Below are 23,722 nucleotides of genomic sequence, written 5' to 3'. Positions count from 1 at the left end.
GATCCGCGACACCGCCACTCCGAAGGGGACCGCATGAGCGACCGCAGGCCGGCCGGCCAGTTCCTCGACGCGGCGATCGAGCTGCTGCACCGGGTCCGCGACGAGGAGGCCGGCAGCATCGAGGCGGCCGGCACCCTGCTCGCCGACACCGTCGAGAGCGGCGGCCGGCTCTTCGCCTTCGGCGCCGGTCACTCCTCCCTCGCCGCCCAGGACATCGTCTACCGCGCCGGCGGCCTGGCCCTGATGAACCTGCTCGCCGTCCCCGGCGCCGTCGGCGTCGACGTGATGCCCGCCACGCTCGGCTCCGCCCTGGAGCGCGTCGACGGGCTCGCGAGCGCCGTCCTGGACTCCTCCCCCGTCCGCGAGGGCGACGCCCTGGTGATCATCTCCCTCTCCGGCCGCAACGCCCTCCCCGTGGAGATGGCCATGAACGCCCGCGCCCTGGGCGTCAAGGTCATCGGCGTGACCTCGGTGGCGTACGCCACGCAGACGAAGTCGCGGCACGTCTCGGAGACGTTCCTGAAGGACCACTGCGACATCGTCCTCGACTCCAAGATCGCCGTCGGGGACGCGGAACTGAGCCTGGACACCGTCCCGGCGCCCTTCGCGCCCGCCTCGACGGTCGTCACCACGGCCCTCCTGCAAGCCGTGACGGCCACCACCGCCGCCACCCTCGCCGACCGCGGCATCGAGCCCCCGCTGCTGCGCTCGGGCAACGTCGACGGCGGCCACGAGTGGAACGGGCGCGTGCTGGAGCAGTACCGGGACCGGATCTTCTACCGCCACTGAACGCCGGGCGCCCGCTACCGCTCCCCCAGCGCCCCGGCCAGGTCCAGCGCCGCCGCGATCCGGGCCGCCACGTCCTCCGCGTACGCCGCGTCGGACCGCTCGAACGCGCTCCGCCCGGCGAACCGCAGAAACGTCACGACACCCAGCGTCCGCCCCCGGCTGCGCAGGACCGCGCACAGCGCGTGCACCGCGTCCCCGGGCCACTGCCGCGCCAGCGCCCACTCCCGCGCCCGGTCCGCCGCCATCGCCCCGGCGCTCGCCCGCACCGACCCGGCGCGCTCCGCGCACTGCACCGCCGGATGCCCCTCGCCGTACCGCACCGGCAGCCCGGCCGCGTCGGACGTCAGGCTCGGCCCCGGCGCCCCGGACGGCGTACCGGCCACCCGGACCAGCCGCACCGGCGCCGCACCCTCGGCCCCTGCGCCGTCGGCGACCGCGCCGCCCGCCACCCGGTCGATCAGCGCATGGTCGGCGAACCCGGCCAGCGCGAAGTCCAGGTGCACCGTGGCCGCCTCCGCCGGGTCCTCGCACTCGGCCGCCACACGCACCGCCCGGTGCAACTGATTGGTACGGAACCGCAGCAGCGACGCCTCCTGCTCCCCCTGCTTCAGCTCCGTGACGTCCTGGAACAGCCAGCCCACACCGAGCGGCACCGGCTCCTCCGCCAGCGGCGAGGCCAGCCGCAGGAAACCGCTGCGCCAGCAGCGCCGCCGGTCGCCCTCGGGGCTGCGCACCCCCACCCAGATCTCGGCGGGCGCGGGCGGGGCACCCTCGGCCAGCACATGCGTCAGCGCGCTCTCCAGCTCCTCCACCCCGTGGGACAGCAGCTCGCCCAGCGGCCGGCCCAGGACCGCCGTACGCCCCCGGCCCAGCGCCCGTGCCGCGTGCGCGTTGACGACCGCGGGCCGCAGATCGGCGTCGACCAGGACCACACCCCAGCTCGCGTCCTCGAACAGGGCCTCGCTCAACGCGATGGAGCGCTCCAGGTCGATCTGCGCGTGGACCTCGCTGAACGCGCAGTACAGGCCGGCGGGCTCACCGTCCGGGCCGCGCACCGCCGCCGACTGGGTGCGCACCAGCACCCGACCGCCGTCCTTGGTCAGCAGCGCGAACTCGTGCACCTGCCGCCCCGGCGACCGCATCGCCGACAGCAGCCGTCCCTCGACCTCCTCGGCGTCCGCGCTGCGCACGGCCCACCCGGCGAACCCCTGCCGGCCCACCGCCTCGGCCGCCGTCCAGCCCAGAATGCGCTCGGCCTCGCGGTTCCAGTGGGTGACCACGCCGTCCGCGTCGAACGCGCACAGGGCCGCGTCCATCCCGTCGAGGAGCGCGGCCAGCAGATCCGCGCCCTCGCGCTCGCTCTCGGGCTCCGGCCGGCCCGGATCGGGCCGTTCCGGCTCGTCCGGTCCCAGCTCGTCCGTGGTCCCCCTGCGCCGGGAAGCACTCACCTGGACCCCCTGCAGGCTGTGTCCGCCGTACGGCACGTCGGTATCCTCACTGGCCTTCATTCAACTCGAACGTGATGCAGCACACATCTGTTTCCCGCAAGATTGCGGAATCGTTGTACGCCGGAGACCCGGCATACGCCCCTGTCACCAGCCGGAAAACCGCCGCCCGTCCGGGTCCGCCCGGGCCGCGCACGCCTCCCCGGCCACCAGCCGATGACCGACCCACTCGTCGCCCGCCCCGTCGAGCACGTACCGCTCCCGTTCGGCGAACCCGCGCGCCGCGGCGAACCGCAGCCCGTCGGCGTCGGCCGCCGGCACCACCGTCTCGATCGCCCCGGCCCCCTGCGCCCGCGCGTGCCGCAGCCCCCGCTCGTACAGGGCCGTGCCGATCCCCCGCCCCCGGAAGGCGGGCAGCACGCGGGCGATCACGGTCGCCACCCGTTCCTCCCCCTCGGGCGGCCGGACGGTCGAACAGCCCACCAGGACGTCCCCGAGATAGGCGTTCTCCAGCCGGTACCGCCCACCGCGCTCACGCACCTCGTCCAGGGACATCGCGGCGAGCGGCACGATCGCGTCGTGGACGCGCCGCCAGTCGCGCAGCGCCTCGTCCCCTTCCGCCACCTCGACCCGCAGCCCCCCGGACACGGCGCCCCGGCGCGCGTACACCTCGATCTCGATCCGCATCCGCTCGTCGGCGAGCCCGCACACCATCATGGTCGCCGCCGGCCGCACCTGGCCGAACGTCCGCCGCAGCACGGGCCAGCACGGCTCGAAGTCCTCCCGCTCGGGCAGCAGATACCGCACCCGCACCACGTCCGCGAACGTGCACCCGGCCTCCGCCAGCGCCGCCCCGACGTTGCGCAGACACTGCTCGGCCTGCTCCACCACGTCGTCGGAGATCGTCATGCTCGCGTAGTCGTACCCGGTCGTCCCCGACACGTGCACCCAGTCCCCGTCGACGACGGCCCGCGCATACCCGATCCGCTCCTCGAACACCGAACCACTGACGATCGCCCGTCGCTGCGTCATGGCCGCACGGTAGGTGAAGGCCCCCGTGCCGTCGAACGAGTTCCCGCCCCCGGCCCCCTAGCAGGCAGTTCGGCCCCTGCTCGAGGAGATGCCGATGATTCGCGCGAAGGAGCGCTTCGCGGTCGGGCCGGCTCCAGGGCGAGCACCGGCCCCCTAGCGTCGGAGCCACCGAAGAAGGGAGGTCACTCGCTCCCGTTGCCGAGTGACCAGCCCCAGTCATCGCGATCCGGTGGATCAGGGAGGTGCCCCCCGATGACTACGTTTCCCGCAGGCGAGCAGACCCACCAGGCTGTGCTTCCTCAGCAGCCTGCTCTGGAATCCGTGGGAGCAGACACCCCCCGGGAGCAGGGACGAAACGGCTCACGGACATCTCGGCGACGCGCCGTGCACCGGCGGGGAACATGGGCGAGGGGAGACCGACGAGCCAGGCACCGCCGCTCGTCGGCGTCACGCCAAGGGCTCCGCTCGGGCGGAGCAGGCGGCAGAGAACGGGAGCGGTGACGCTCCTGCCCGTCGTCGGACGTACGAAGGAGGGATCGGCGCGACGAGAGTCTTCGTGCTCTCCCGGGACGGCAGCGCCCTCATGCCCTGTCACCCGGCCCGCGCACGTGAGTTGCTGCGGCGGGGGCGCGCCGTGGTAGCCCGCCGCGTGCCCTTCACCATCCGGCTGAGGGACCGGACACGTGCCGAGTCCGCGGTCGGCGGCGTGCGGCTGCGCATCGACCCCGGTTCCACGGCCACCGGGCTGGCGCTCACCGACGAGAAGGCGGAAGCCGGTGCCCCGGGCTCCGTGGTCACCGTCCGGCGGTTTGGTGGCCGTCGAACTGCACCACCGCGGCGACCGGATCCGTGTCCGGATGCAACAGCGTGCCGGATACCGGCGACGCAGACGATCGGCGAATTGCCGATACCGCGCACCACGCTCGCGGAACCGCACCCGGCCGGCCGGATGGCTGCCCCCTGCGCTGCGCCACCGGGTCGACACCGTCGTCTCGATGGCCGCCCGGCTCTGCCGGAGCGCCCCGGTCACCGAGATCCACGTGGAGCGCGCGGGCTTCCGGTCCCCGCCGGAGAAGGGGCCTCTGGCCGGGACGAACGTCCGGGCTCTGCTCCGGGCCACGTGGGACGCCGCCTGCGCGTACTGCGGGACCACGCAGGGGCCTTTGAACGTCGAGCATCTCGTGCCCCGGTGTCGCGGGGGATCGGACCGCCTGTCCAACCTGGTTCTTGCCTGTGAGGCGTGCAACCGAGCCAAGGGCAGCACACCGCTGCACGTCTTTTTGGCGCATCGCCCCGATCGGCTCAGGAGCATCCTCCAGCAGGTGACGAGTCCCCGGGACGACGCCGCTGCCATGAACGCGACGATCGAACCCCTCGGCACAGCCCTGGCGACCCTCGGCAGACCCGTGCACACCTGGTCGGGCGGGCTCACCAAGGGGAACCGCGACAGAACCGGCCTGACCAAGACGCATACGCTCGATGCCCTGTCGGTCGGTCCGCTCGATCACGAGGACGGGGATCGCGTCGCCGGGAGAAGCAGCACTTCGGATACGTCACCGGAGACCTCGTACGTGCCGTCGTGCCGTCGGGCAGATGGGCCGGCACATGGACCGGCCGGGTCTCGGTGCGTGCCAGAGGGCAGCACGGCGTCACGACGCCGGCGGGCCGGATCGACGTGTCGCACCGCCATCTCCGCCTGCTGCAACGGGGCGACGGATACGAGTACGGCATGCGGCCCGAGGCAGGGGCGAAAGTCTCCGGAAAACCAGTTGAACCGGGGGCCACCGGTTCCTAATGTGTGACCCACACTGAAAGGAGGTGATCCGGCGAATGTATCGAATCCGGACGCGTGAGGTGGCTGCGGGCTAGCGGTCCGTCACCACATCCAGTGCGGTGCCGGACCAGCACGTGAGCGACGCGTGCAGCCGGCCCAATCCCAAGCAGTCACCCGACCCGCGAGTCGCCGGTACGTCCGGCCGGCTCCTCCACGGAGGAACCAGACTCGCGGGTCGTCTGCGTCTGCGGCGAGGGGCCGCGGGTCAGCCCTTGATGTCGGCGTAGCCCTCGATCTCGCGCGGGTCGCGGGGGCCCGGGCCGACGTAGCGGGCGGAGGGGCGGACCAGGCGGCCGGTGCGCTTCTGTTCGAGGATGTGGGCCGACCAGCCGGCCGTGCGGGCGCAGGTGAACATGGACGTGAACATGTGCGCCGGGACCTCCGCGAAGTCCAGGACGATGGCCGCCCAGAACTCGACGTTGGTGGCCAGGACGCGGTCCGGGCGGCGGTTGTGGAGTTCCTCCAGGGCCGCCTTCTCCAGGGCCTCGGCGACCTCGAAGCGGGGGGCGCCCAGTTCGCGGGCGGTGCGGCGCAGGACGCGGGCGCGGGGGTCCTCGGCGCGGTAGACGCGGTGGCCGAAGCCCATCAGGCGTTCGCCCTGGTCCAGGGCCTTCTTGACGTACGCCTCGGCGTCGCCGGTGCGCTCGATCTCCTCGATCATGCCGAGGACGCGGGAGGGGGCGCCGCCGTGCAGCGGGCCGGACATGGCGCCGACGGCGCCGGACAGGGCGGCGGCCACGTCCGCGCCGGTGGAGGCGATGACGCGGGCGGTGAAGGTGGAGGCGTTCATACCGTGCTCGGCGGCCGAGGTCCAGTAGGCGTCGACGGCCTTGACGTGCTTGGGGTCGGGCTCGCCGCGCCAGCGGATCATGAAGCGTTCGACGACGGAGCCGGCCTTGTCGATCTCGCGCTGCGGGACCATGGGCAGGCCCTGGCCGCGGGCGGACTGGGCGACGTAGGACAGGGCCATGACGGCGGCGCGGGCGAGGTCCTCGCGGGCCTGCCCGGCGTCGATGTCGAGGAGGGGTTTCAGGCCCCAGACGGGGGCGAGCATCGCCAGGGCCGACTGGACGTCGACGCGGATGTCGCCGGAGTGGACGGGGATGGGGAAGGGCTCCGCGGGCGGCAGGCCGGGGTTGAAGGCGCCGTCGACGAGCAGGCCCCAGACGTTGCCGAAGGAGACGTGCCCGACCAGGTCCTCGATGTCGACGCCCCGGTAGCGCAGGGCACCGCCCTCCTTGTCCGGTTCGGCGATCTCCGTCTCGAACGCGACGACTCCTTCGAGTCCGGGTACGAAGTCGGACATCAGGCGGCTCCTCGTGGTCGTGATCGTGATGTGTGGCGGCACGCGCACGTGCGGGTGCGTCGTGGTCGCCTCCGCCCCGGATCCACGGTCCGTCGTGCCCGACTCGCGGTCCTGGCGGTCACCCCTGTGATGCCCCGTACCGCCGGCGGTCATCCGGACGGGACGGTCACAGCACGATATCCCCGAGTGCCACCCTTGGGGAGTGGCTACGGCACTCAGTGCCATGGCGTGACGAAGGACACCGTGCCGGCCGGATCGCGGGCGGTATGCGGCAGGATGACGGCGTGACCGACCGAGACGCCGCCTCCGCCGACTCCGCCGCCCGTTCCGCCTCCGGCGTTCCCTTCGATCTGGCCTCGATGCGCAAGCAGTACCGGGCCGAGGGGCTCGCCGAGGGCGAGCTGGCCGCGACGCCCGTCGAGCAGTTCGCGCGCTGGTTCCGGCAGGCCGCGGTGGACGGCGGGCTGTTCGAGCCCAACGCCATGGTGGTGTCGACGGCGGACGCGGCGGGGCGGCCCAGTTCGCGGACGGTGCTGCTGAAGCACTTCGACGCCGAGGGCTTCGTCTTCTACACCAACTACGGCTCCCGCAAGGCGCGCGAGCTGGCGGCGAATCCGTACGTGTCGCTGCTCTTCCCGTGGCATCCGATGGCCCGGCAGGTGATCGTCACGGGGGTGGCGCGGCGCACCGGGCGGGACGAGACGGCGGCGTACTTCCGGACCCGGCCGCACGGTTCCCAGCTGGGGGCGTGGGCGAGTGCCCAGTCGTCGGTGGTGGGCTCGCGGGCCGACCTGGACGCCGCGTACGCGGAGCTGGCGGCGCGCTATCCGGAGGGTGAGCAGGTGCCGGTGCCGCCGCACTGGGGCGGGTACCGGGTGGTGCCGGAGGCGGTGGAGTTCTGGCAGGGCCGGGAGAACCGGCTGCACGACCGGCTGCGGTACGTGGCGGAGCCGGACGGGGGCTGGCGGGTGGAGCGGCTCGGTCCCTGAGGGCCGGGCGGGGGCCGGGCGGTCCCGGTCAGTCCAGGACCGCGCCCAGCAGGTCGGCCCACTGGTCCACCACCCGTTCGCGGCGGCCCGTGTCGTCGGTGAGGAGGTTGGCGAGGCCCAGGCCGCGGGCCATGTCGAGCAGGCCCTGGACGGTTTCGCGGACGCCGGGGCGGGTCTCGTCGGCGCCGAGGAGGTCGACGGCGATGCGGTGGGTCTCGCGGCCGACGCGGGCCTCCAGCTCGGTGACCCGGCCGCGCAGCTGGTCCTCGTTGGAGGCGGCCACCCACAGGTGGAGGGCGGCGCGGAAGAGGGGGCCGGTGTAGAGGTCGACGAGGGCGGTGACGACGGCGCGGCGGTCGGCGGGCCCGGCGCCCTCGGGGAAGAGGGCGCGCAGGGCGGTGGAGCGTTCCTCGGCGACGTACTCGACGGCGGCGGTGAACAGGTCCTCGCGGGTCGGGAAGTGGTGCTGGGCGGCACCCCTCGAGACGCCGGCGCGCTCGGCTACGACGGAGACCGTGGAGCCCGCCCAGCCGTGTTCGGCGAGGCAGGCCACGGCGGCCTGGAGGAGCCGCTGCCGGGTGACCCGGCTGCGGTCCTGCTTGGGGACGCGCTCCGCGCGGTCGACCGCGCTCACGGCACCGTTCACACCACCCATTCCGGATCCCGTCGTTCGAGGAAGGCCGTCATCCCCTCGCGGGCCTGCGGTGAGGAGAACAGCCGGGCCGAGAGCGCGGTCAGGTCGGCCGCGTCCCGGTCGAAGTTTTCCAGCACCCTAGCCGTGAGCAGCCGTTTCGTCTCGGCCAGGGCCTGAGGTGAGGCGCGGCGCACACCGTCCAGGACGGGTTCCAGTACGGCGTCGACGTCGTCGCCGGCCGCCGTGAGCAGGCCGATCCGGGTGGCTTCGGCGGTGTCGAGGCGTTCGCCGGTGAGGTAGTAGCGGGCCAGCGCGCGGGGGTCGGTGCGGGGCAGGAGGGGGAGGGAGATGACGGCGGGTGCGACGCCGATGCGGACCTCGGTGAAGGCGAAGGTGGCCTGTCTGGAGGCCGCCGCGACGTCGCAGGCCGCGAGCAGGCCCAGGCCGCCGGCGCGGACGTGTCCGGTGACGCGGGCGAGGACGGGTTTGGGCAGCTCGACGATCTGCCGGAGCAGGCCGACCAGTGCGTCCGGGTCGGGCGGGTCGCGCAGGTCGGCGCCGGCGCTGAAGGTGTTGCCGGTGTGGGCGAGGAGGACGGCGCGGACGCCGGTGTCCGCCCCGGCCTCGGTGAGGGCGTCGGCCAGGTCGCCGACGAGGGCGGCGGACAGGGCGTTGCGGTTGTGCGGGGAGTCGAGGGTGAGGGTCTCGACTCCGCGGGTGCGTGTGCGGGTGACCAGGGGCGTCATGGGCGCTCCCGGAGCCGGCGGCGCAGGATCTTGCCGGAGGCGGCGCGGGGCACGCCGTCGATGAAGGTGACGCGGCGGACGCGTTTGTAGGGGGCGACGCGTTCGGCGACGTACATCATGACCTCGTTCTCGGTCAGGGCGGCGGCGTCCGTCCGGCGGACGACGTGGGCGTGCGGGATCTCGTTGCCGTCGTCGTCGTGGGCGCCGACGACGGCGGCGTCGGCGATGCCGGGGTGGGTGAGCAGGAGGGCCTCCAGTTCGGCGGGGGCGACCTGGAAGCCCTTGTACTTGATGAGTTCCTTGACCCGGTCGACGACGTAGAGCCACCCGTCGGTGTCGACGTGTCCGACGTCTCCGGTGTGCAGCCAGCCGTCGGCGTCGATCAGGGCGGCGGTGGCGTCGGGGCGGCCCAGGTAGCCCTTCATCACCTGGGGGCCGCGGATGAGGATCTCGCCGGACTCGCCGGGGACGAGGTCCTTGCCGGGGTCGTCCAGGGAGACGATCCGCATCTCGGTGCCGGCGATGAGCTTGCCTACGGTGCCGGGCGGGGCGTCGGCCATGGCGTCCAGGGGGACGACGTGGGTGCCCGGGGAGAGTTCGGTCATGCCGTAGGCCTGGCCGACGGGTGGCAGGCCCAGGCGCCGGGAGCAGGCGGCGGCGAGGGCGGCGTCCAGCGGGGCGGCGGCGCTGACGACGTACTTCAGGCTGGACAGGTCGTAGTCGGCGACGAGGGGGTGTTTGGCGAGGGCCAGGACGATGGGCGGGGCGACGTACAGGCCGGTGATGCGGTGGTTCTGGATGGCCGCGAGGAACTGTTCGAGGTCGAAGCGGGGCAGGACGACGACGGTGGCGCCCTGGCGCAGGGGGGCGTTCATCAGGGCGGTGAGCCCGTAGATGTGGAAGAACGGCAGGACGGCGAGGATGCGGTCGCCGGGGCCGGCCGGCATGGCCGGGTGAAGCTGGGCGAGGTTGGTGGCGATCTGCCGGTGGGTGAGCATCACGCCCTTGGGGACGCCGGTGGTGCCGGACGAGTAGGGCAGGGCGGCGACGTCCTCGGCCGGGTGGATCGGGGCCCGGGGTTCGGGTGCGGTCGAGGCGAGCATGTCGATCAGGGAGCGGTGGCCGGGTGCGCTGTCGCACACGAAGATCTCCTGGACGCCGCCGGCGAGTTCGGCGGCCCGCCGTGCGGTGTCCAGCAGGGGTGAGACGGTGACGATCCAGCGGGCCCGCGCGTCGGCGAGCTGTCCCGCGAACTCCTCGGCCGTGGCGAGCGGGTGGGCGGTGGTGACCGTGGCACCGGCGCGCGTGGCGGCGTAGAAGGCGAGGGGGAAGGAGACGGTGTTGGGGCTGTGCAGGGCGAGGACGTCGCCCTTGCGGACCCCGGCCTCGGCGAGGGCGGCGGCGATGCGCCGGTGGAACCGGTCCACCTGTTCGTAGGTGAGCGTGGTGCCGTCGGTGCCGTCGATCAGCGCCGGGGTGTCGCCGAACTCGGCGGCCCGGCCGAGGACGGCCTCGTGGATGGGGAGGTCGACGGGCGGGACGTCTGCGTACTCGCTGCGGAACATGGTTCCTCCTCGCACGACGCTGTGCCGGATCAGTACGACTTGGGCAGGCCGAGGGTCTGGTGGGAGACGTAGTTGAGAATCATCTCCCGGCTGACGGGGGCGATGCGAGCCACGCGCGCGGCCGTGATGAGGCGGGCCAGTCCGAACTCGCGGGTCAGGCCGTTGCCGCCGAGGGTGTGCACGGCCTGGTCGACGGCCCTGACGCAGGCCTCACCGGCCGCGTACTTGGCCATGTTGGCGGCCTCGCCGGCGCCCACGTCGTCGCCCGCGTCGTAGAGGCGGGCCGCCTTCTGCATCATCAGGCGGGCCAGTTCCAGGTCGATGTGGGCCTGGGCGAGGGGGTGGGCGATGGCCTGGTGGGCGCCGATGGGGGTCTTCCAGACGGTGCGCTCGCGGGCGTACTCGACGGCCTTGCCGACGGCGTACCGGCCCATGCCGATGGCGAAGGCGGCGGTCATGATGCGCTCGGGGTTGAGTCCGGCGAAGAGCTGGAGCAGCCCGGCGTCCTCGTCGCCCACGAGGGCGTCGGCGGGCAGCCGTACGTCGTCGAGGGTCAGCTCGAACTGCTTCTCCACGGCGTCGAGTTCCATGTCGATCGGGCGGCGCTCGAAGCCCGGGGCGTCCCGGGGGACGATGAACAGGCAGGGTTTGAGCCTGCCGGTGCGGGCGTCCTCGGTGCGGCCGACGACGAGGGTGGCGTCGGCGATGTCGACGCCGCTGACGAAGACCTTGCGGCCGGTGAGCAGCCAGTCGGCGCCGTCGCGGCGGGCGGTGGTGGTGATGCGGTGGCTGTTGGAGCCGGCGTCGGGTTCGGTGATGCCGAAGGCCATCAGGCGGGTGCCGTCGGCGAGGGCCGGGAGCCATGCGCGTTTCTGCTCCTCGGTGCCGAAGCGGGCGAGGACGGTGCCGCAGATCGCCGGGGAGACGATCATCATCAGCATCGGGTTCCCGGCGGCACCCATCTCCTCGAGGACCAGGGAGAGTTCGGCGATGCCGCCACCTCCGCCGCCGTATGCCTCCGGCAGGTTGACGCCTATGTAGCCGAGCTTGGCGGCCCTTTGCCAGAGGGCGGTGGTGTCGGTGGTGTCCTGGGGTGTGCTCCTGGCGAAGGCGGAGACGGCTTCGCGTAGGGCGTTGTGTTCTTCGGATTCGAAGGTGGTGGGCATGGGCATGGGGCTCCTTCCGGGTGCGAGTACGTCGTGGCTGGTCGCGCTCACGCGGCGGCGGCCGCACATCGATACGGCCCCGCGCCCCTACTCGGCGTTCCTCTCCACTACGGCCAGGAGGGCGCCGACCTCGACCTGCCTGCCGGGCTCGGCGAACAGCCCGGTGATCACTCCGGTGGCCGGGGCGGTGATCCTGTGTTCCATCTTCATGGCCTCCAGCCAGAGGAGGGGCTGGCCGGCCCGCACGGCGGAGCCCTCCGTCAGGCCCTCCGCGACGCGGACGACCGTGCCCGGCATGGGCGCGAGGAGGGAGCCGGGGGCGTGCTGGGCGGTGGGGTCGGGGAAGCGGGGCAGGGCGGTGAGGCGGGTGTCGTCGACGAAGACCTCCGGGCCGTACGCCGCCACCTCCAGGCGCCGTCGGACGCCGTCCACGTCGAGGACGACCAGGCCGGGTGCGGCCGTCACGACGCGTACGCCGTCGGCGGCGAGCCCGCCCCGGGTGTGCCGGTAGCGGACCTCGTGCTCCTCGCCCGCCATGGCGTACCGCTTGACCTGCGGCTGCGAGGGCAGGTTGCGCCAGCCGCCGAAGCGGGACCGGCCGCAGGCGTCGGCGAGGGCGGCGGCGAGCGGGGCCAGCGGGTCGGCGGCGGGCCCGGTGAGCGCGGCGAGGTGGCGGTCGTAGAAGCCGGTGTCCATGCGGCCGGACGTGAACTCCTCGTGGCGCAGGGAGCGGACGAGGAGGTCGCGGTTGGTGACCGGGCCGTGGATAGCGGCCCGCTCCAGTGCTCCGGCGAGGCGGCGGACGGCCTCGGCCCGGGTGGGCGCGTGGGCGACGGCCTTGGCGATCAGCGGGTCGTAGTGGACGCCGATGTCGTCGCCGTCGGTGTAGCCGGTGTCCAGGCGGACGCCGTCGGGGACGGCGAGGCGGTGCAGGCGGCCGGTCTGCGGCGCCCAGTCGCGGGCGGGGTCCTCGGCGTAGAGGCGGGCCTCGATCGCGTGGCCGTGGGCGCGGGGCGGCTCGCCGGCCAGGGCGTGGCCCTCGGCCACCCGGATCTGCTCGGCGACCAGGTCGAGCCCGAACACGGCCTCGGTGACGGGGTGTTCCACCTGGAGGCGGGTGTTCATCTCCAGGAAGTGCGCCCGCCCGTCGGCGACCAGGAACTCGACGGTGCCGGCGCCGACGTAGGAGACGGCCCGGGCGGCGCGTACGGCGAGTGCGTGCAGTTCCTCGGTGAGCTTCTCGGGCAGGTCCGGTGCCGGGGCCTCCTCGATCACCTTCTGGTGGCGGCGCTGGAGGGAGCAGTCGCGGGTGCCGAGCGGCCAGACGGTGCCGTGGGTGTCGGCGAGGATCTGCACCTCGACGTGCCGGCCGTGCTCGACGTAGGGCTCGACGAAGACCTCGCCGTCGCCGAAGGCGCTCGCGGCCTCGGCGCGGGCGGCGGTCAGCTCGGCGTCGAGGTCGGCGAGCCGGCGGACGACGCGCATGCCGCGTCCGCCGCCGCCGGCCGCGGCCTTGACCAGCACCGGCAGGTCGGCCTCGGTGACCTCGGAGAGGGGCGCGATGCCCATCAGTTCCTTGGCGCGGGTCTTGGACGCCATCGCCTCGATGGCCTCGGGCGGCGGCCCGATCCACACCAGTCCGGCGTCGAGGACGGCGCGGGCGAAGGCGGCGTTCTCGGACAGGAACCCGTAGCCGGGGTGGACGGCGTCGGCGCCGGCGGTGAGCGCGGCCTTCACGATCGCCTCGCCGCGCAGGTACGTCTCGGCGGGTGCCGCGCCGGGCAGCCGTACCGCGGTGTCGGCCACGCGCGTGTGCAGGGCGCCGTCGTCGGCGTCGGAGAAGACGGCGACGGTCCGGATGCCCGCGTTCCGGCAGGTGCGGAAGACGCGGCAGGCGATCTCGCCCCGGTTGGCGACAAGAACGGAAGTAATCACGGGGTCCCTCACATCCGGAAGACGCCGAAGCCGCCCCGCGCTCCCTGGTAGGGCGCGGTATGGATCGCGGACAGGCACAGGCCGAGGACGGTGCGGGTGTCGCGCGGGTCGATGACGCCGTCGTCGTACAGCCGCCCGGACAGGAACATCGGCAGCGACTCGGCCTCGATCTGCTGCTCCACCATGGCGCGCAGCGCCGCGTCGCCCTCCTCGTCGTAGGCCTGTCCCTTCGCGGCGGCGGACTGGCGGGCGACGATGGACAGCACGCCGGCGAGCTGCTGCGGGCCCATGACGGCGGACTTGGCGCTGGGCCAGGCGAACAGGAAGCGGGGGTCGTAGGCCCGGCCGCACATGCCGTAGTGCCCGGCGCCGTAGGAGGCGCCCATGAGGACGGACAGGTGGGGGACGCGGGAGTTGGAGACGGCGTTGATCATCATGGCGCCGTGTTTGATGATGCCGCCCTGCTCGTACTCCTTGCCGACCATGTAGCCGGTGGTGTTGTGCAGGAACAGCAGCGGGATGTCGCGCTGGTTGGCGAGCTGGATGAACTGGGCGGCCTTCTGCGACTCCTCGCTGAAGAGGACCCCCCGGGCGTTGGCGAGGATGCCGACGGGGTAGCCGTGCAGGGCGGCCCAGCCGGTCGTCAGGCTGGTGCCGTACAGCGGTTTGAACTCGTCGAAGTCGGAGGCGTCGACGATCCGGGCGATGACCTCGCGCGGGTCGAAGGGGGTCTTGAGGTCCTCGGGGACGATGCCGAGCAGTTCCTCCGGGTCGTGCTTCGGGGGCTCGGCGGGCGGCGGGTCGGGGTGCGCCTTGCGGTGGTTGAGGCGGGCGACGACGCGGCGGGCCTGGCGGAGCGCGTCCGGTTCGTCCACGGCGAAGTGGTCGGCGAGTCCGGAGGTGCGGGCGTGCATCTCGGCGCCGCCGAGGGATTCGTCGTCGCTCTCCTCGCCGGTGGCCATCTTCACCAGCGGCGGGCCGCCGAGGAACACCTTGGCCCGCTCCTTGACCATGATCACGTGGTCGGACATGCCGGGGATGTAGGCGCCCCCGGCGGTGGAGTTGCCGAAGACGACGGCGACGGTGGGGATGCCGGCGGCGGACAGCCGGGTGAGGTCGCGGAAGATGCCGCCGCCGGGGATGAAGATCTCCTTCTGGGAGGGCAGGTCGGCGCCGCCGGACTCGACCAGGCTGACGCAGGGCAGCCGGTTGGCGAGCGCGATGTCGTTGGCGCGCAGGGCCTTCTTCAGCGACCAGGGGTTGGAGGCGCCGCCGCGCACGGTCGGGTCGTTGGCGGTGATCAGGCACTCGACGCCCTCGATGACCCCGATGCCGGTGACGAGCGAGCCGCCGACGGTGTACTCGCTGCCCCAGGCGGCCAGCGGCGACAGTTCCAGGAACGGGGTGTCGGGGTCGAGGAGCAGCTCGACGCGCTCGCGGGCGAGCAGCTTGCCGCGTTTCCGGTGCCGGGCGACGTACTTCTCGCCGCCGCCCGCGAGGGCCTTGGCGTGCTCGGCGTCCAGGTCGGTGAGCTTGGCGAGCATGGCCTCGCGGTTGGCCCGGTAGCCGGGGTCGGTGGTGTCCAGGGCGGAGGACAGGACCGTCACAGCAGTACCTCCGGGATGTCCAGGTGGCGGGAGCGCAGCCATTCGCCTAGCGCCTTGGCCTGCGGGTCGAACCGGGCCTGTGCGGCGACGCCCTCGCCGAGGATGCGTTCGACGACGAAGTTGACGGCGCGCAGGCCGGGCAGCACGTGGCGGGTGACGGGCAGGTCGCGGGCCTCGGGGATCAGCTCCCGGAAGCGGTCGGCGGTCAGCTCGTGGGCGAGCCACCGCCAGGCGTCCTCGTCGCGGGCCCACACGCCGACGTTGGCGTCGCCGCCCTTGTCGCCGCTGCGGGCGCCGGCGACGCGGCCGAGCGGGGCGCGTCTGACGGGCCCCGGCGGCAGCGGATGCGGGAGGGGCGGCTCCGGTACGTCCGTGAGGGCGGCGGTGTCCCGTGGCGGGGGCACGGCGATCCGGCGCCCGTCGTGGAGTACGGCGACGTGGTCGACGGCGTCCTGGGGGACGTACGCGGCCTCGAAGACGCCGTAGGGGGCGCCCTTGCCGGGCGGGGCGAGCACGTGGAAGCCGGGGTAGCTGGCGAGGGCCAGCTCCACGGCGGCGCCGGACAGCGCCCGTCCGACGGCCTCCTGGTCGGGGTCGCGGACGACGAGCCGCAGCAGGGCGCTGGCGGTCTCCTCGGTCGCCGCGTCGGGGCGGTCGGTGCGCACCAGGTCCCAGCGCACGTCGGTGACCTTCTCCAGGGCGGGCGCGAGCTGCTCCCGCACGAGGGCGGCCTTGGCCTCGATGTCCAGGCCGGTGAGGACGAAGGTGACCTCGTTGCGGAAGCCGCCGAGGCGGTTGCGTCCGACCTTGAGGGTGGGCGGCGGGGGCTCGCCGCGCACCCCGTCGATCCCGACCCGGTCCGGGCCGTCCTGCCGGAGCCGTACGGTGTCCAGCCGGGCGGTGACATCGGGTCCCGCGTACCGGGCGCCGCCGGTCTCGTACAGCAGTTGGGCGGTGACGGTGCCGGTGTCGACGCGACCGCCGGTGCCGTCGTGCTTGGTGACGACCGAGGAGCCGTCGGCGTGCAGTTCGGCGAGCGGGAATCCGGGGTGCCGGGCGGCGCCGTCCTGGAGGAAGTCGCGGAAGAAGGCGTAGTTGCCGCCGGTGGCCTGGGTCCCGCACTCCAGCACGTGCCCGGCGACGACCGCGCCGGCGAGCCGGTCGTACTCCGTCGGGGCCCAGCCGAAGTGCGCGGCGGCGGGCCCGGTGACGAGGGCGGCGTCGGTGACCCGCCCGGTGACGACGACGTCGGCGCCGGCCCGCAGGCACTCGGCGATGCCGAAGCCGCCGAGGTAGGCGTGGGCGGCGAGGGTGCCGGGGTGGCCGGCGGTGAGGTCGTCGCCCTCGACGTGGGCGACGCGGACGGGGATGCCGAGCCGCTCGGCGAGCGCGCGGACGGCGTCGGCGAGCCCGGCCGGGTTGAGCCCGCCGGCGTTGCTGACGATCCGCACGCCTCGCTCGTGGGCGAGGCCGAGACACTCCTCCAGCTGCCGCAGGAAGGTGCGGGCGTATCCGGCGCCGGGGTCCTTGAGCCGGTCCCGGCCCAGGATGAGCATGGTCAGCTCGGCGAGGTAGTCCCCGGTGAGGACGTCCAGCGGGCCGCCGGTGAGCATCTCGCGCAGGGCGTCGAAGCGGTCGCCGTAGAAACCGGAGGCGTTGCCGACGCGGAGGGGGCGGGGCGGTTCCGGGGCGGGGGCGGTGCCCGGGGGGTGCGGGGCCGGGGCGGGGGCCGTACCCGCGCGGTCCGAGGGCGGGACGGGTGCCGTGCCCGTGCGGTCCGGGGACCGGCCCGCGCGGGGCGGCGTCGCCCCCGGCGCCCCTGCCGTGCTGCCGGTGTCTGCCCCGGTCACCGCGCGTCCCCCTGCGGCTTCCGGCCCGCTCCGGGTGGGCCGGCGAAGGCCTGGGCGATGTCGAGCCAGCGGTCGGCGTCGGCGCCCTCGGCGCGCAGGGCGAGGTCGGCGCGGTGGGCCCGCTGGGTGGCCAGCAGGCAGAAGTCCAGGGCGGGTCCGGTGACCCGCTGGGCCGCGTCCTCGGGGCCGTACGTCCACAGGTCGCCGCCGGGCCCGGTGAGTTCGACGCGGAACTCCTCGGCGGGCGGGGTGAGTCCGTGGGCGGCGAAGGCGTTGTTCCGGGCCCGTACGCCGATGCGGGCCACGTGCCGGAGCCGGTCGGTGGGCGGGCGGGTCGCGCCGAGGGCGTCGGCGACGTCCAGGCCGTGCGCCCAGGTCTCCATCAGGCGTCCGGTGGCCATGGAGGCGGCCGACATGGACGGCCCGTACCAGGGGAAGCGGGCGCCCGGCGGGGCGTCGCGCAGTGCCGCGTCCAGGGCTTGGCGCCCGGACCGCCAGTTCGCCAGCAGCTCGGCCGGCGGCAGGGCGGCGCCCTCCTCGGCGCCCTCGTCGACGAAGGTGCCGGGCGCGGCGAGGGCGCGCTCGACCAGCTCGCCGAACCGGTCGGCGTCGGTGACGGCCAGCAGGGCGGAGCGGTCCGTCCAGGCCAGGTGCGCGATCTGGTGGGCGACGGTCCAGCCGGGGGCCGGGGTGGCGAGCCGCCACCGCTCGGGACTCAGCCGGGCGACCAGCGCGTCGAGTTCCTCGCTCTCCTCACGCAGGTCGTCGATGACGGGCGTCGGGTCGGACACGGGGCGCTCCCCTCGGGCACGGCGGCGTGCGGCGCGGTGTGGTGAGGAGCATGGCAGCGGAGGGAAAAACAATCAAGCGTGCTTGCATGAAAATCGGTGAGCGCGGAGCACCCTCGGCGATTCCACGAGGTCGGAGCCGCGCGCGACGCTGGGCGGTGGGCAACATGATCTCCACCACCGCCGACCTGGAGCGCTTCGTGGTGGCCCTGTCCCAGGGCCGGGTGATCCCCGAGCGGCTGGTGGACCAGATGCTCACCGTCCCCCGCGTCGAGGGCGCGTCCTACGGCATGGCCTGGCAGCGCTACGTCCACGACGGCAGGGTGATCTGGGGCAAGACCGGGTCCCGGCCCGGCTACCACACGGTGGTGGCGGCGACCCGCGACCTGTCGCGGACGGTGGTGTACTCGGTGAACGCCAAGAGCGCCCGCGAGGACGGCTTCCCGCTGGTGGCGCGGTTCGCGCTGCCCGCTTTCGACCGCTAGCCGGCGCGGGGCGGGCATCGGGAGCGCCGGTCGGGACGCCGCCGGTCACGCCGTCAGGGCTGGGGGGTTCCGCAGAGTGCCCTGGCGAGGACCGCGCGGATGTGGCCGGGATCGGCCTCGCGGTCGTCGAGAAGGATCGACGCGCACAGACCGTCGGTGAGGGCGACGAAGGCCTCGATCGCGTCCGGGTCGCCGGTCTGCGTCCGGGCCAGTTCCGCGACGTTCTCCCGCCAGCGCCGCGCCACCGGCCGCAGGGCGGGCCGGCGGGCCGCCAGGGTCGACAGCTCGCGTTCGGCGAGCGCGCGCTCACGGCCCGGGCCGGCGGATTCCGCGATGAGGCGGGCGAGGCCGTCGAGGGGGTCGTCGTCGGAGTCGACGAGCTCACGGATGCGGTGGGTGTAGGCGTCGGTGACGCTGGTCAGCGCGGCCACCAGCAGGTCGTCCAGGGTGGCGAAGTAGTAGAGCGTCAGGCTGGTGGTGATCCCGGCTTCCTTGGCGACCGTCCGGTGGGTGACGCCGCTGGCACCGTCGCGGCGCACGATCGTGAGCGTCGCCTCGATGATCTGGGCCCGGCGGCGTCGGCCGCGCAGTTTCCGCCCGTCGACCGTGTCTTCTTCAGCCGCCATCGTCTCACCAGTCATCGCCGTGCTCCCGGCTCGAGGCTACCGGCTGCCTCGGTCGGCGCGTCGCCGAGGGGGCGGATGTGCCGCAGCGTCGCGAAACACACCAGGGAGGCCGCGGCCACCGCGACGCCCGCCGCCGCGGCGGCGGTGTTGAGTCCGCCGGTGAATGCGGCACGAGCGGCCTCCAGGCCCCCGCCGGTCAGCTGGTCAGCGAGGGACGACGCGCCGGAGAGGCTGTCGCCGTAGGTCCCGGCCGCGGACGGCGGCAGCTCCGACGGCGCCTCGGCCCGGCCGCGGTAGATCGCCGTGGTGAGACTGCCCAGGACCGCGACTCCGGCCGCGATGCCGAGTTCCTGGACCGTCTCCGACAGCGCGGCGGCCGAACCGGCCCTCTCCGGCGGTGCCGCGCCCACGACGATGTCGGTGCCCAGAGCGGCGATCACCCCGAGCCCGAGGTAGACACACGCGAACCCACCGACCACGCTCGCCCTGCTGTCGGTGCCCGCCAGCGCGAGCAGGGCGTACCCGGACACGGACAGCGCCAGGGTGGCCGACATGACGACGCCCGGTGACACACGTGCGGCCAGCAGGGGCGCACCGACGGCGCCGAGGAGCATGGCGAGGGCCGGCGGGCCCATCCACAGCCCGGCCGTCGTGGGTGAGAGGTCCTCGACGAGTTGGAGGTACTGGGTGACCAGGAACATCACCCCGCCGAAGCCGACCAGGCCGATCAGCAGAACGGTCAGCGCCACGGAGAAGGTCCGGTCCGTGAAGAGCCTCAGATCCAGCAGCGGCTGCTCCAGGCGCCGCTGACGCCGGACGAAGGCGACCGCCGAGACGCCGCCGAGGAGGGCGGCACCCCAGGCCCGGCCGTCGACGCCGTGCGCGGACGCGTGCTTGATCGCGTAGACGAGGGGCAGCATCGCCGCCAGGGACAGGCCGACGCTCAGCAGGTCGAGCCGGCCGGCGGGGGCCCGGAACTCGGGCAGCAGCGCCGGAGCCCCCGCCAGCACGAGGACGGCGACGGGTACGGCGACGAGGAAGGCCGCGCCCCACCACAGGCCCGTCACCAGCGCGCCGCCCACGACCGGCCCGGCAGCCATGCCGAGGGCGAACGCCGTCGCCCAGACTCCGATGGCCAGCGCCCGCTGCCGGGCGTCAGTGAACATGTTGCTGATCAGCGACAGCGTCGAGGGCATCATCGTCGCCCCCGCGATTCCCAGCAGCGCCCGCGCCACGATCAGCAATGGGGCGCTGGGGACGAACGCGGCGAACACCGAGGCCGCGCCGAACGCCGCCACGCCGATCATCAGCAGGCGTCGGCGGCCGATCCGATCGCCCAGCGTCCCCATGGTGATCAGGAATCCGGCGATGAGGAAGCCGTAGGCGTCCATGATCCACAGAGTCTCCGTCGCCGTCGGCCGCAGATCGGCGGCCAGGTTCGGGACCACGAGGTAGAGCGCCGTGACATCCAACCCCAGCAGCATGGTCGGCAACGCCAGCAGCGCGAGACCGCTCCATTCCCGCCACCCGGCACGTACGGAACGTCCCGCGTCCATCAGGCCTCCCCGACGAGATATTTGAACCTGCGTACTACTTGTACCATAGTTCAAATACTTGCTCGGGAAGAGCCCGGTGCCGTGACACACGGGCGATTGGGCGCAGACGTCGGTGCGGGGCCGGGCCATCGGCGGCCCGGCCCCGCACCGACGTCACCGGGGTCCGACTCTCACGCGGCCGGCGCTGTCCGGCCGCGGGTACCTCACTCCTGGGCGGCCGGCGCCGCCTCGCGGGCGCGCCGTCGCGTCTGCGTGCGCACCGCGCCCATGCTCGCCGCGACGACCAGCGCGATGGCGGCGGCCTGGGCCGCGCTCAGGGCCTGGTTCAGGACGAGGAAGCCGGCCGCGGCGGCGATGGCCGGTTCCAGGCTCATCAGGACGGCGAAGGTGGAGGCGGGCAGGCGGCGCAGGGCGAGGAGTTCGAGGGTGTACGGCAGCACGGAGGAGAGCACGGCCACGGCGGCGCCGAGCCCGAGCGTCACCGGGTCGACGAGCTTCGCCCCCGCCTCGGCGATGCCCAGCGGCAGGAACAGCAGCGCCCCGACCGCCATGGCCAGCGCCAGCCCGTCGGCCTGCGGGAACCGGCGGCCGGTGCGGGCGCTGAAGACGATGTACGCCGCCCACATCGCGCCCGCGCCCAGCGCGAAGGCGGCGCCGACCGGATCGAGGCCGTCGAACCCGCCGCCGCCCAGCAGGAAGACGCCGGCGAGGGCGAGCGCGGCCCAGACCAGGTTGATCAGACGCCGGGAGGCCAGGACGGACAGGGCGAGCGGGCCGAGCACCTCCAGGGTGACGGCGGGGCCGAGCGGGATGCGGTCGACGGCCTGGTAGAAGAGGCCGTTCATGCCGGCCATGGTGACGCCGAAGACGATCACCGTGCCCCAGTCGGCGCGGGAGTGGCCGCGCAGCCTGGGGCGGCAGATCAGCAGCAGGATGACGGCGGCCGCCACCAGTCGCAGCGTGACGATGCCGAGCGCGCCGGCGCGGGGCATCAGGCTCACCGCGAGGGCGGCGCCGAACTGCACGGACAGGCCGCCGGCGAGGACCAGTCCGACGGGGCCCAGCGAGCCCCAGCGGCCCGGTGCGGGGACGGGCCCGGTGGACGGCGCGGCCGTGGAGGTGGCGGCGGCGGCCGGGGTCGGGGTGCCGGGGGCGGCGCTGGGGGTGCTCACGTGGGGCTCCGGGCGGTCTGCGGGCGGCCTAATGGCCGGTTTCGTCCATGCTGCTGTACGTCCCGGTCCAGGGTAGTGGACCGGGACAGGTGTGTAACCCTGTCATGCGACTGTCGCGGTCCGGGGGTGGGCTGTCAACGCGTTTCCGCGGAGTGGACGGGGGCCCACGGACGGCGTGCCGCGCCCACGGGGTACGGTCCGCAGCGTCACGACCGCCGATCCTGTACTCACCCCGAACCCCTGGATCCCTGTACTCCCGTACTCTCCCCGACTCCCGTACCCCGGAGGCCCCGTGAGACGAGCCCTCACCCGCGTCTGGCGTCTGCTGCGTCCGGTGCAGAGCCGCGTCATGTGGCTGCTGAACGCGAAGTTCGTGGTCGGCGTGACGGGCGTCGTCCGCGACGACGAGGGGCGGGTGCTGCTGCTGCGGCACCGGATGTGGCCGCCGGGCCGCCAGTGGGGCCTGCCGAGCGGCTTCGCGCGCAAGGGCGAGGACTTCCGGCGCACGGTGGTGCGCGAGGTCAAGGAGGAGACCGGCCTGGACGTGGAGGCGGGCCGCCTGGTCATGCTGAACAGCGGCCTCCGCACCCGCCTGGAGGTGGCGTACGAGGCCCGCCTGCTCGGCGGCGACCTGCGCCTCGACCCGTTCGAGATCCTCGAGGCCCGCTGGTGCCACCCGGACGACCTGCCGCCGGACGTCCAGCCGGTCTGCCACCCCTTGGTCCGGGGCGAGACGGTGCCGTAACCGTAGCCGTCGGCGCGGGCGCCCCCGGCGCCGGTGCCGGCCGGTCAGCCGCGCCGCACGGTGACCGTCACCTCCGCGCCCGGCGCGGCCCGCACCCACGCCGTGCCCGCGGCCCTGCGCACCACGAGCGCCCCGCCGTCCGCCGCGACGCGCCAGGAACCGGCCGGCAGGGACAGCTCGGTCACCCGGGAGCCGTGCCGCGCCGCCCGGTAGGCCAGCCGGAACACGCCGCCCTCCGCGTCGTACGCGGCGGAGCGGACCCGGCCCGCCACCGCCTCCGCGTACGGCTCGGCGGTCAGCTCCTTGTTGGTGCGGAAGGCACCCGACCCGTCGACCGCGCAGTAGCCCCCGCCGTAGCACCACACGTAGCCCGCCCAGCCGGAGCCGTAACGCCCCAGGGAGGCCATCGCGTCCCCGTAGAAGCGCCGCATGTTCGGCAGGGCGTGGTTGAGCGGCCCCCACTCGCCGACCACGACCGGGACCCCGTACTCCCGCGGGTACCGGGTGACGGCCCGCTCGTACGCCTCGATCCAGCCCGCGCCGGGGTCGTAGTCGGCGCCCGCCTCCATGGCGGTGTTGTAGAAGTGCGGGGCGTAGACCACCTTCGGGTCGTCGATCCGCCCGAGCCCGGTCGGCACGCCCTCGCCGACGATCGGGGTCGGCTCCACGAAGACCCACGCGTCCCGGTCCACCGAGCGGACCGCGTCCGCCAGCCGGTTGTACATCGGCGTGAGCTGCTCCCGCTCGATCCGGCGCGCGGCCGCCGCCAGGTCCTCCCCCGGCCGCAGCTCTCCCATCGGCTCGTTGATCAGGTCGTAGCCGAGGACCGCCGGGTGGTGGGCGAAGCGGCCGGCGAGCACGCGCCACATCCGGGCCTGGGCGGCGCGCAGGTCGGGGTCCTCGTAGAGGTGGGTGAAGGCGCGCTGCACGGCCGGTTCGAAGTACTCGGAGAACCAGTCGTCCGGGTGCGGGGTGAAGGGCAGACCGTCGGTCCTGGTGGCCCACTCGGGGATGCCGCGATGCCCGAAGGCGGGCCCGAAGACGTCCTGGTGGGCATCGACCAGCACCTGGACGTCGTACCGCTCCGCCCAGTCCAGGATCCGGTCGATCCGCCGCAGATAGCGCTCGCTGTACCGGCCGGGCTCGGGCTCCAGGTCGTCCCAGAAGACCAGCAGCCGGGCGAAGTTGAAGCCCTGGGCCCGCATGTCCCGGAAGTGCCGCTCGGTGACGGCGGACAGCGCCTGCTCGCCCCGGTTGACCTTGTCCTCCACGTTCCAGCCCCGCAGGGTGAGCACGCGGCCGTGCCGGTCGGTGAGATCCGGTATGCCGTCACCGGCGGCACGCTCGGCGAGGGCGGGCACCACAGGTACGGCAGTGGCCGGTAAGGCGGCGGGGACGAGCAGCGCGGCGGCAACCGCCCCCGCCATGAGCGTCGTTCGCAGCAGCACGGGA

Annotated in this window: 20 protein-coding genes and 1 pseudogene; 6 read left to right on the top strand and 15 right to left on the bottom strand. The window is 73.9% G+C overall.

The annotated features are described in order from the left end of the window. Window positions 1-33 precede the first annotated feature (33 nt). Entirely contained in the window at window positions 34-789 is a 756-nt protein-coding gene (locus ACZ45Q_RS16335) for an SIS domain-containing protein (RefSeq protein ID WP_468260922.1), read from the top strand. Window positions 790-803: 14 nt separating this feature from the next. Here ACZ45Q_RS16335 and ACZ45Q_RS16330 read toward each other — a convergent pair whose 3' ends face one another. Both ACZ45Q_RS16330 and ACZ45Q_RS16325 read right to left on the bottom strand, forming a co-directional pair. Continuing rightward, window positions 804-2,297 carry a PAS domain-containing protein gene (locus tag ACZ45Q_RS16330; protein WP_468260919.1) on the bottom strand — a complete coding sequence of 498 codons (1,494 nt, stop codon included), beginning with the start codon at window positions 2,295-2,297 and terminating at the stop codon, window positions 804-806. A gap of 84 nt (window positions 2,298-2,381) precedes the next feature. Beyond that, window positions 2,382-3,266 carry a GNAT family N-acetyltransferase gene (locus tag ACZ45Q_RS16325; RefSeq protein WP_468260916.1) on the bottom strand — a complete coding sequence of 295 codons (885 nt, stop codon included), beginning with the start codon at window positions 3,264-3,266 and terminating at the stop codon, window positions 2,382-2,384. A 556-nt stretch (window positions 3,267-3,822) separates the two neighbouring features. Here ACZ45Q_RS16325 and ACZ45Q_RS16320 point away from each other — a divergent pair. Beyond that, window positions 3,823-4,020, top strand: a pseudogene (locus ACZ45Q_RS16320) (RRXRR domain-containing protein); the annotation flags it as partial. 103 nt (window positions 4,021-4,123) lie between these two features. Beyond that, complete coding sequence (gene iscB / locus ACZ45Q_RS16315) at window positions 4,124-5,068, top strand: RNA-guided endonuclease IscB (protein WP_468261166.1); 945 nt, start codon at window positions 4,124-4,126, stop codon at window positions 5,066-5,068. A gap of 237 nt (window positions 5,069-5,305) precedes the next feature. Here iscB and ACZ45Q_RS16310 read toward each other — a convergent pair whose 3' ends face one another. After that, window positions 5,306-6,406, bottom strand: a complete 1,101-nt coding sequence (locus tag ACZ45Q_RS16310; RefSeq protein ID WP_468260914.1) for a citrate synthase 2 — start codon at window positions 6,404-6,406, stop codon at window positions 5,306-5,308. A gap of 266 nt (window positions 6,407-6,672) precedes the next feature. On the opposite strand from ACZ45Q_RS16310, the gene pdxH reads away from it, so the two are divergent. Continuing rightward, on the top strand, window positions 6,673-7,395 hold the full coding sequence (gene pdxH / locus ACZ45Q_RS16305) for a pyridoxamine 5'-phosphate oxidase (protein ID WP_468260911.1): 723 nt from the start codon (window positions 6,673-6,675) through the stop codon (window positions 7,393-7,395). A 28-nt stretch (window positions 7,396-7,423) separates the two neighbouring features. On the opposite strand, the gene ACZ45Q_RS16300 is transcribed toward pdxH, so the two are convergent. The 8 genes from ACZ45Q_RS16300 to ACZ45Q_RS16265 form a co-directional block, all read right to left on the bottom strand. Continuing rightward, the gene (locus ACZ45Q_RS16300; protein WP_468260908.1) at window positions 7,424-8,029 is read right to left on the bottom strand and encodes a TetR/AcrR family transcriptional regulator; all 606 of its coding nucleotides are present in this window, start codon (window positions 8,027-8,029) and stop codon (window positions 7,424-7,426) included. 8 nt (window positions 8,030-8,037) lie between these two features. Beyond that, window positions 8,038-8,775: an enoyl-CoA hydratase family protein gene (locus ACZ45Q_RS16295; protein ID WP_468260905.1), complete on the bottom strand. Its 738-nt coding sequence runs from the start codon at window positions 8,773-8,775 to the stop codon at window positions 8,038-8,040. After that, the gene (locus tag ACZ45Q_RS16290; RefSeq protein ID WP_468260902.1) at window positions 8,772-10,340 is read right to left on the bottom strand and encodes a 4-coumarate--CoA ligase family protein; all 1,569 of its coding nucleotides are present in this window, start codon (window positions 10,338-10,340) and stop codon (window positions 8,772-8,774) included. The genes ACZ45Q_RS16295 and ACZ45Q_RS16290 overlap by 4 nt, the downstream gene beginning before the upstream one ends. Before the next feature lie 29 nt (window positions 10,341-10,369). Continuing rightward, the gene (locus tag ACZ45Q_RS16285; protein WP_468260900.1) at window positions 10,370-11,506 is read right to left on the bottom strand and encodes an acyl-CoA dehydrogenase family protein; all 1,137 of its coding nucleotides are present in this window, start codon (window positions 11,504-11,506) and stop codon (window positions 10,370-10,372) included. An 87-nt stretch (window positions 11,507-11,593) separates the two neighbouring features. Continuing rightward, window positions 11,594-13,441 carry an acetyl/propionyl/methylcrotonyl-CoA carboxylase subunit alpha gene (locus tag ACZ45Q_RS16280; RefSeq protein WP_468260897.1) on the bottom strand — a complete coding sequence of 616 codons (1,848 nt, stop codon included), beginning with the start codon at window positions 13,439-13,441 and terminating at the stop codon, window positions 11,594-11,596. Window positions 13,442-13,449: 8 nt separating this feature from the next. Next, entirely contained in the window at window positions 13,450-15,048 is a 1,599-nt protein-coding gene (locus tag ACZ45Q_RS16275; RefSeq protein WP_468260894.1) for an acyl-CoA carboxylase subunit beta, read from the bottom strand. After that, on the bottom strand, window positions 15,045-16,898 hold the full coding sequence (locus ACZ45Q_RS16270; RefSeq protein WP_468260892.1) for an acyclic terpene utilization AtuA family protein: 1,854 nt from the start codon (window positions 16,896-16,898) through the stop codon (window positions 15,045-15,047). Before ACZ45Q_RS16270 ends, ACZ45Q_RS16275 begins: the two co-directional genes overlap by 4 nt. Next, window positions 16,895-17,689: a TIGR03084 family metal-binding protein gene (locus tag ACZ45Q_RS16265; protein ID WP_468260890.1), complete on the bottom strand. Its 795-nt coding sequence runs from the start codon at window positions 17,687-17,689 to the stop codon at window positions 16,895-16,897. Before ACZ45Q_RS16265 ends, ACZ45Q_RS16270 begins: the two co-directional genes overlap by 4 nt. Window positions 17,690-17,739: 50 nt before the next feature. Here ACZ45Q_RS16265 and ACZ45Q_RS16260 point away from each other — a divergent pair, with 50 nt between their 5' ends. After that, window positions 17,740-18,171 (top strand): serine hydrolase, encoded by a 432-nt coding sequence (locus ACZ45Q_RS16260; RefSeq protein WP_468260888.1) that lies wholly within the window; start codon window positions 17,740-17,742, stop codon window positions 18,169-18,171. Between the two features lie 53 nt (window positions 18,172-18,224). Here the strand turns inward: ACZ45Q_RS16260 and ACZ45Q_RS16255 are convergent, their stop codons facing one another. The 3 genes from ACZ45Q_RS16255 to ACZ45Q_RS16245 form a co-directional block, all read right to left on the bottom strand. Further along, window positions 18,225-18,797: a TetR/AcrR family transcriptional regulator gene (locus ACZ45Q_RS16255; RefSeq protein ID WP_468260885.1), complete on the bottom strand. Its 573-nt coding sequence runs from the start codon at window positions 18,795-18,797 to the stop codon at window positions 18,225-18,227. Window positions 18,798-18,808: 11 nt separating this feature from the next. Then, entirely contained in the window at window positions 18,809-20,353 is a 1,545-nt protein-coding gene (locus tag ACZ45Q_RS16250; RefSeq protein ID WP_468260883.1) for an MFS transporter, read from the bottom strand. 203 nt (window positions 20,354-20,556) lie between these two features. Then, complete coding sequence (locus tag ACZ45Q_RS16245) at window positions 20,557-21,525, bottom strand: EamA family transporter (RefSeq protein WP_468260880.1); 969 nt, start codon at window positions 21,523-21,525, stop codon at window positions 20,557-20,559. A 292-nt stretch (window positions 21,526-21,817) separates the two neighbouring features. Between ACZ45Q_RS16245 and ACZ45Q_RS16240 the strand changes: the two genes are divergently transcribed. Beyond that, the gene (locus ACZ45Q_RS16240) at window positions 21,818-22,270 is read left to right on the top strand and encodes an NUDIX hydrolase (RefSeq protein ID WP_468260878.1); all 453 of its coding nucleotides are present in this window, start codon (window positions 21,818-21,820) and stop codon (window positions 22,268-22,270) included. 44 nt (window positions 22,271-22,314) lie between these two features. Here the strand turns inward: ACZ45Q_RS16240 and ACZ45Q_RS16235 are convergent, their stop codons facing one another. Beyond that, complete coding sequence (locus ACZ45Q_RS16235) at window positions 22,315-23,697, bottom strand: cellulase family glycosylhydrolase (protein WP_468261163.1); 1,383 nt, start codon at window positions 23,695-23,697, stop codon at window positions 22,315-22,317. Window positions 23,698-23,722 lie beyond the last annotated feature (25 nt).

This window comes from Streptomyces sp. NPDC031049, assembly GCF_055571015.1.
The sequence above is the reverse complement of the archived record's forward strand: the minus strand, read 5'-3'. Positions and strand labels throughout refer to the sequence as shown.

Coding starts and splice junctions, on each gene's coding strand:
- ACZ45Q_RS16310 (WP_468260914.1), bottom strand. CDS start 6,406: ATGTCCGACTTCGTACCCGGACTCGAAGGAGTCGTCGCGTTCGAGACG.
- ACZ45Q_RS16335 (WP_468260922.1), top strand. CDS start 34: ATGAGCGACCGCAGGCCGGCCGGCCAGTTCCTCGACGCGGCGATCGAG.
- pdxH (WP_468260911.1), top strand. CDS start 6,673: ATGCGGCAGGATGACGGCGTGACCGACCGAGACGCCGCCTCCGCCGAC.
- ACZ45Q_RS16235 (WP_468261163.1), bottom strand. CDS start 23,697: ATGGCGGGGGCGGTTGCCGCCGCGCTGCTCGTCCCCGCCGCCTTACCG.
- ACZ45Q_RS16260 (WP_468260888.1), top strand. CDS start 17,740: ATGGCAGCGGAGGGAAAAACAATCAAGCGTGCTTGCATGAAAATCGGT.
- ACZ45Q_RS16250 (WP_468260883.1), bottom strand. CDS start 20,353: ATGGACGCGGGACGTTCCGTACGTGCCGGGTGGCGGGAATGGAGCGGT.
- ACZ45Q_RS16330 (WP_468260919.1), bottom strand. CDS start 2,297: ATGAAGGCCAGTGAGGATACCGACGTGCCGTACGGCGGACACAGCCTG.
- ACZ45Q_RS16285 (WP_468260900.1), bottom strand. CDS start 11,506: ATGCCCACCACCTTCGAATCCGAAGAACACAACGCCCTACGCGAAGCC.
- ACZ45Q_RS16255 (WP_468260885.1), bottom strand. CDS start 18,797: ATGGCGGCTGAAGAAGACACGGTCGACGGGCGGAAACTGCGCGGCCGA.
- ACZ45Q_RS16290 (WP_468260902.1), bottom strand. CDS start 10,340: ATGTTCCGCAGCGAGTACGCAGACGTCCCGCCCGTCGACCTCCCCATC.
- ACZ45Q_RS16295 (WP_468260905.1), bottom strand. CDS start 8,775: ATGACGCCCCTGGTCACCCGCACACGCACCCGCGGAGTCGAGACCCTC.
- ACZ45Q_RS16325 (WP_468260916.1), bottom strand. CDS start 3,266: ATGACGCAGCGACGGGCGATCGTCAGTGGTTCGGTGTTCGAGGAGCGG.
- iscB (WP_468261166.1), top strand. CDS start 4,124: ATGCAACAGCGTGCCGGATACCGGCGACGCAGACGATCGGCGAATTGC.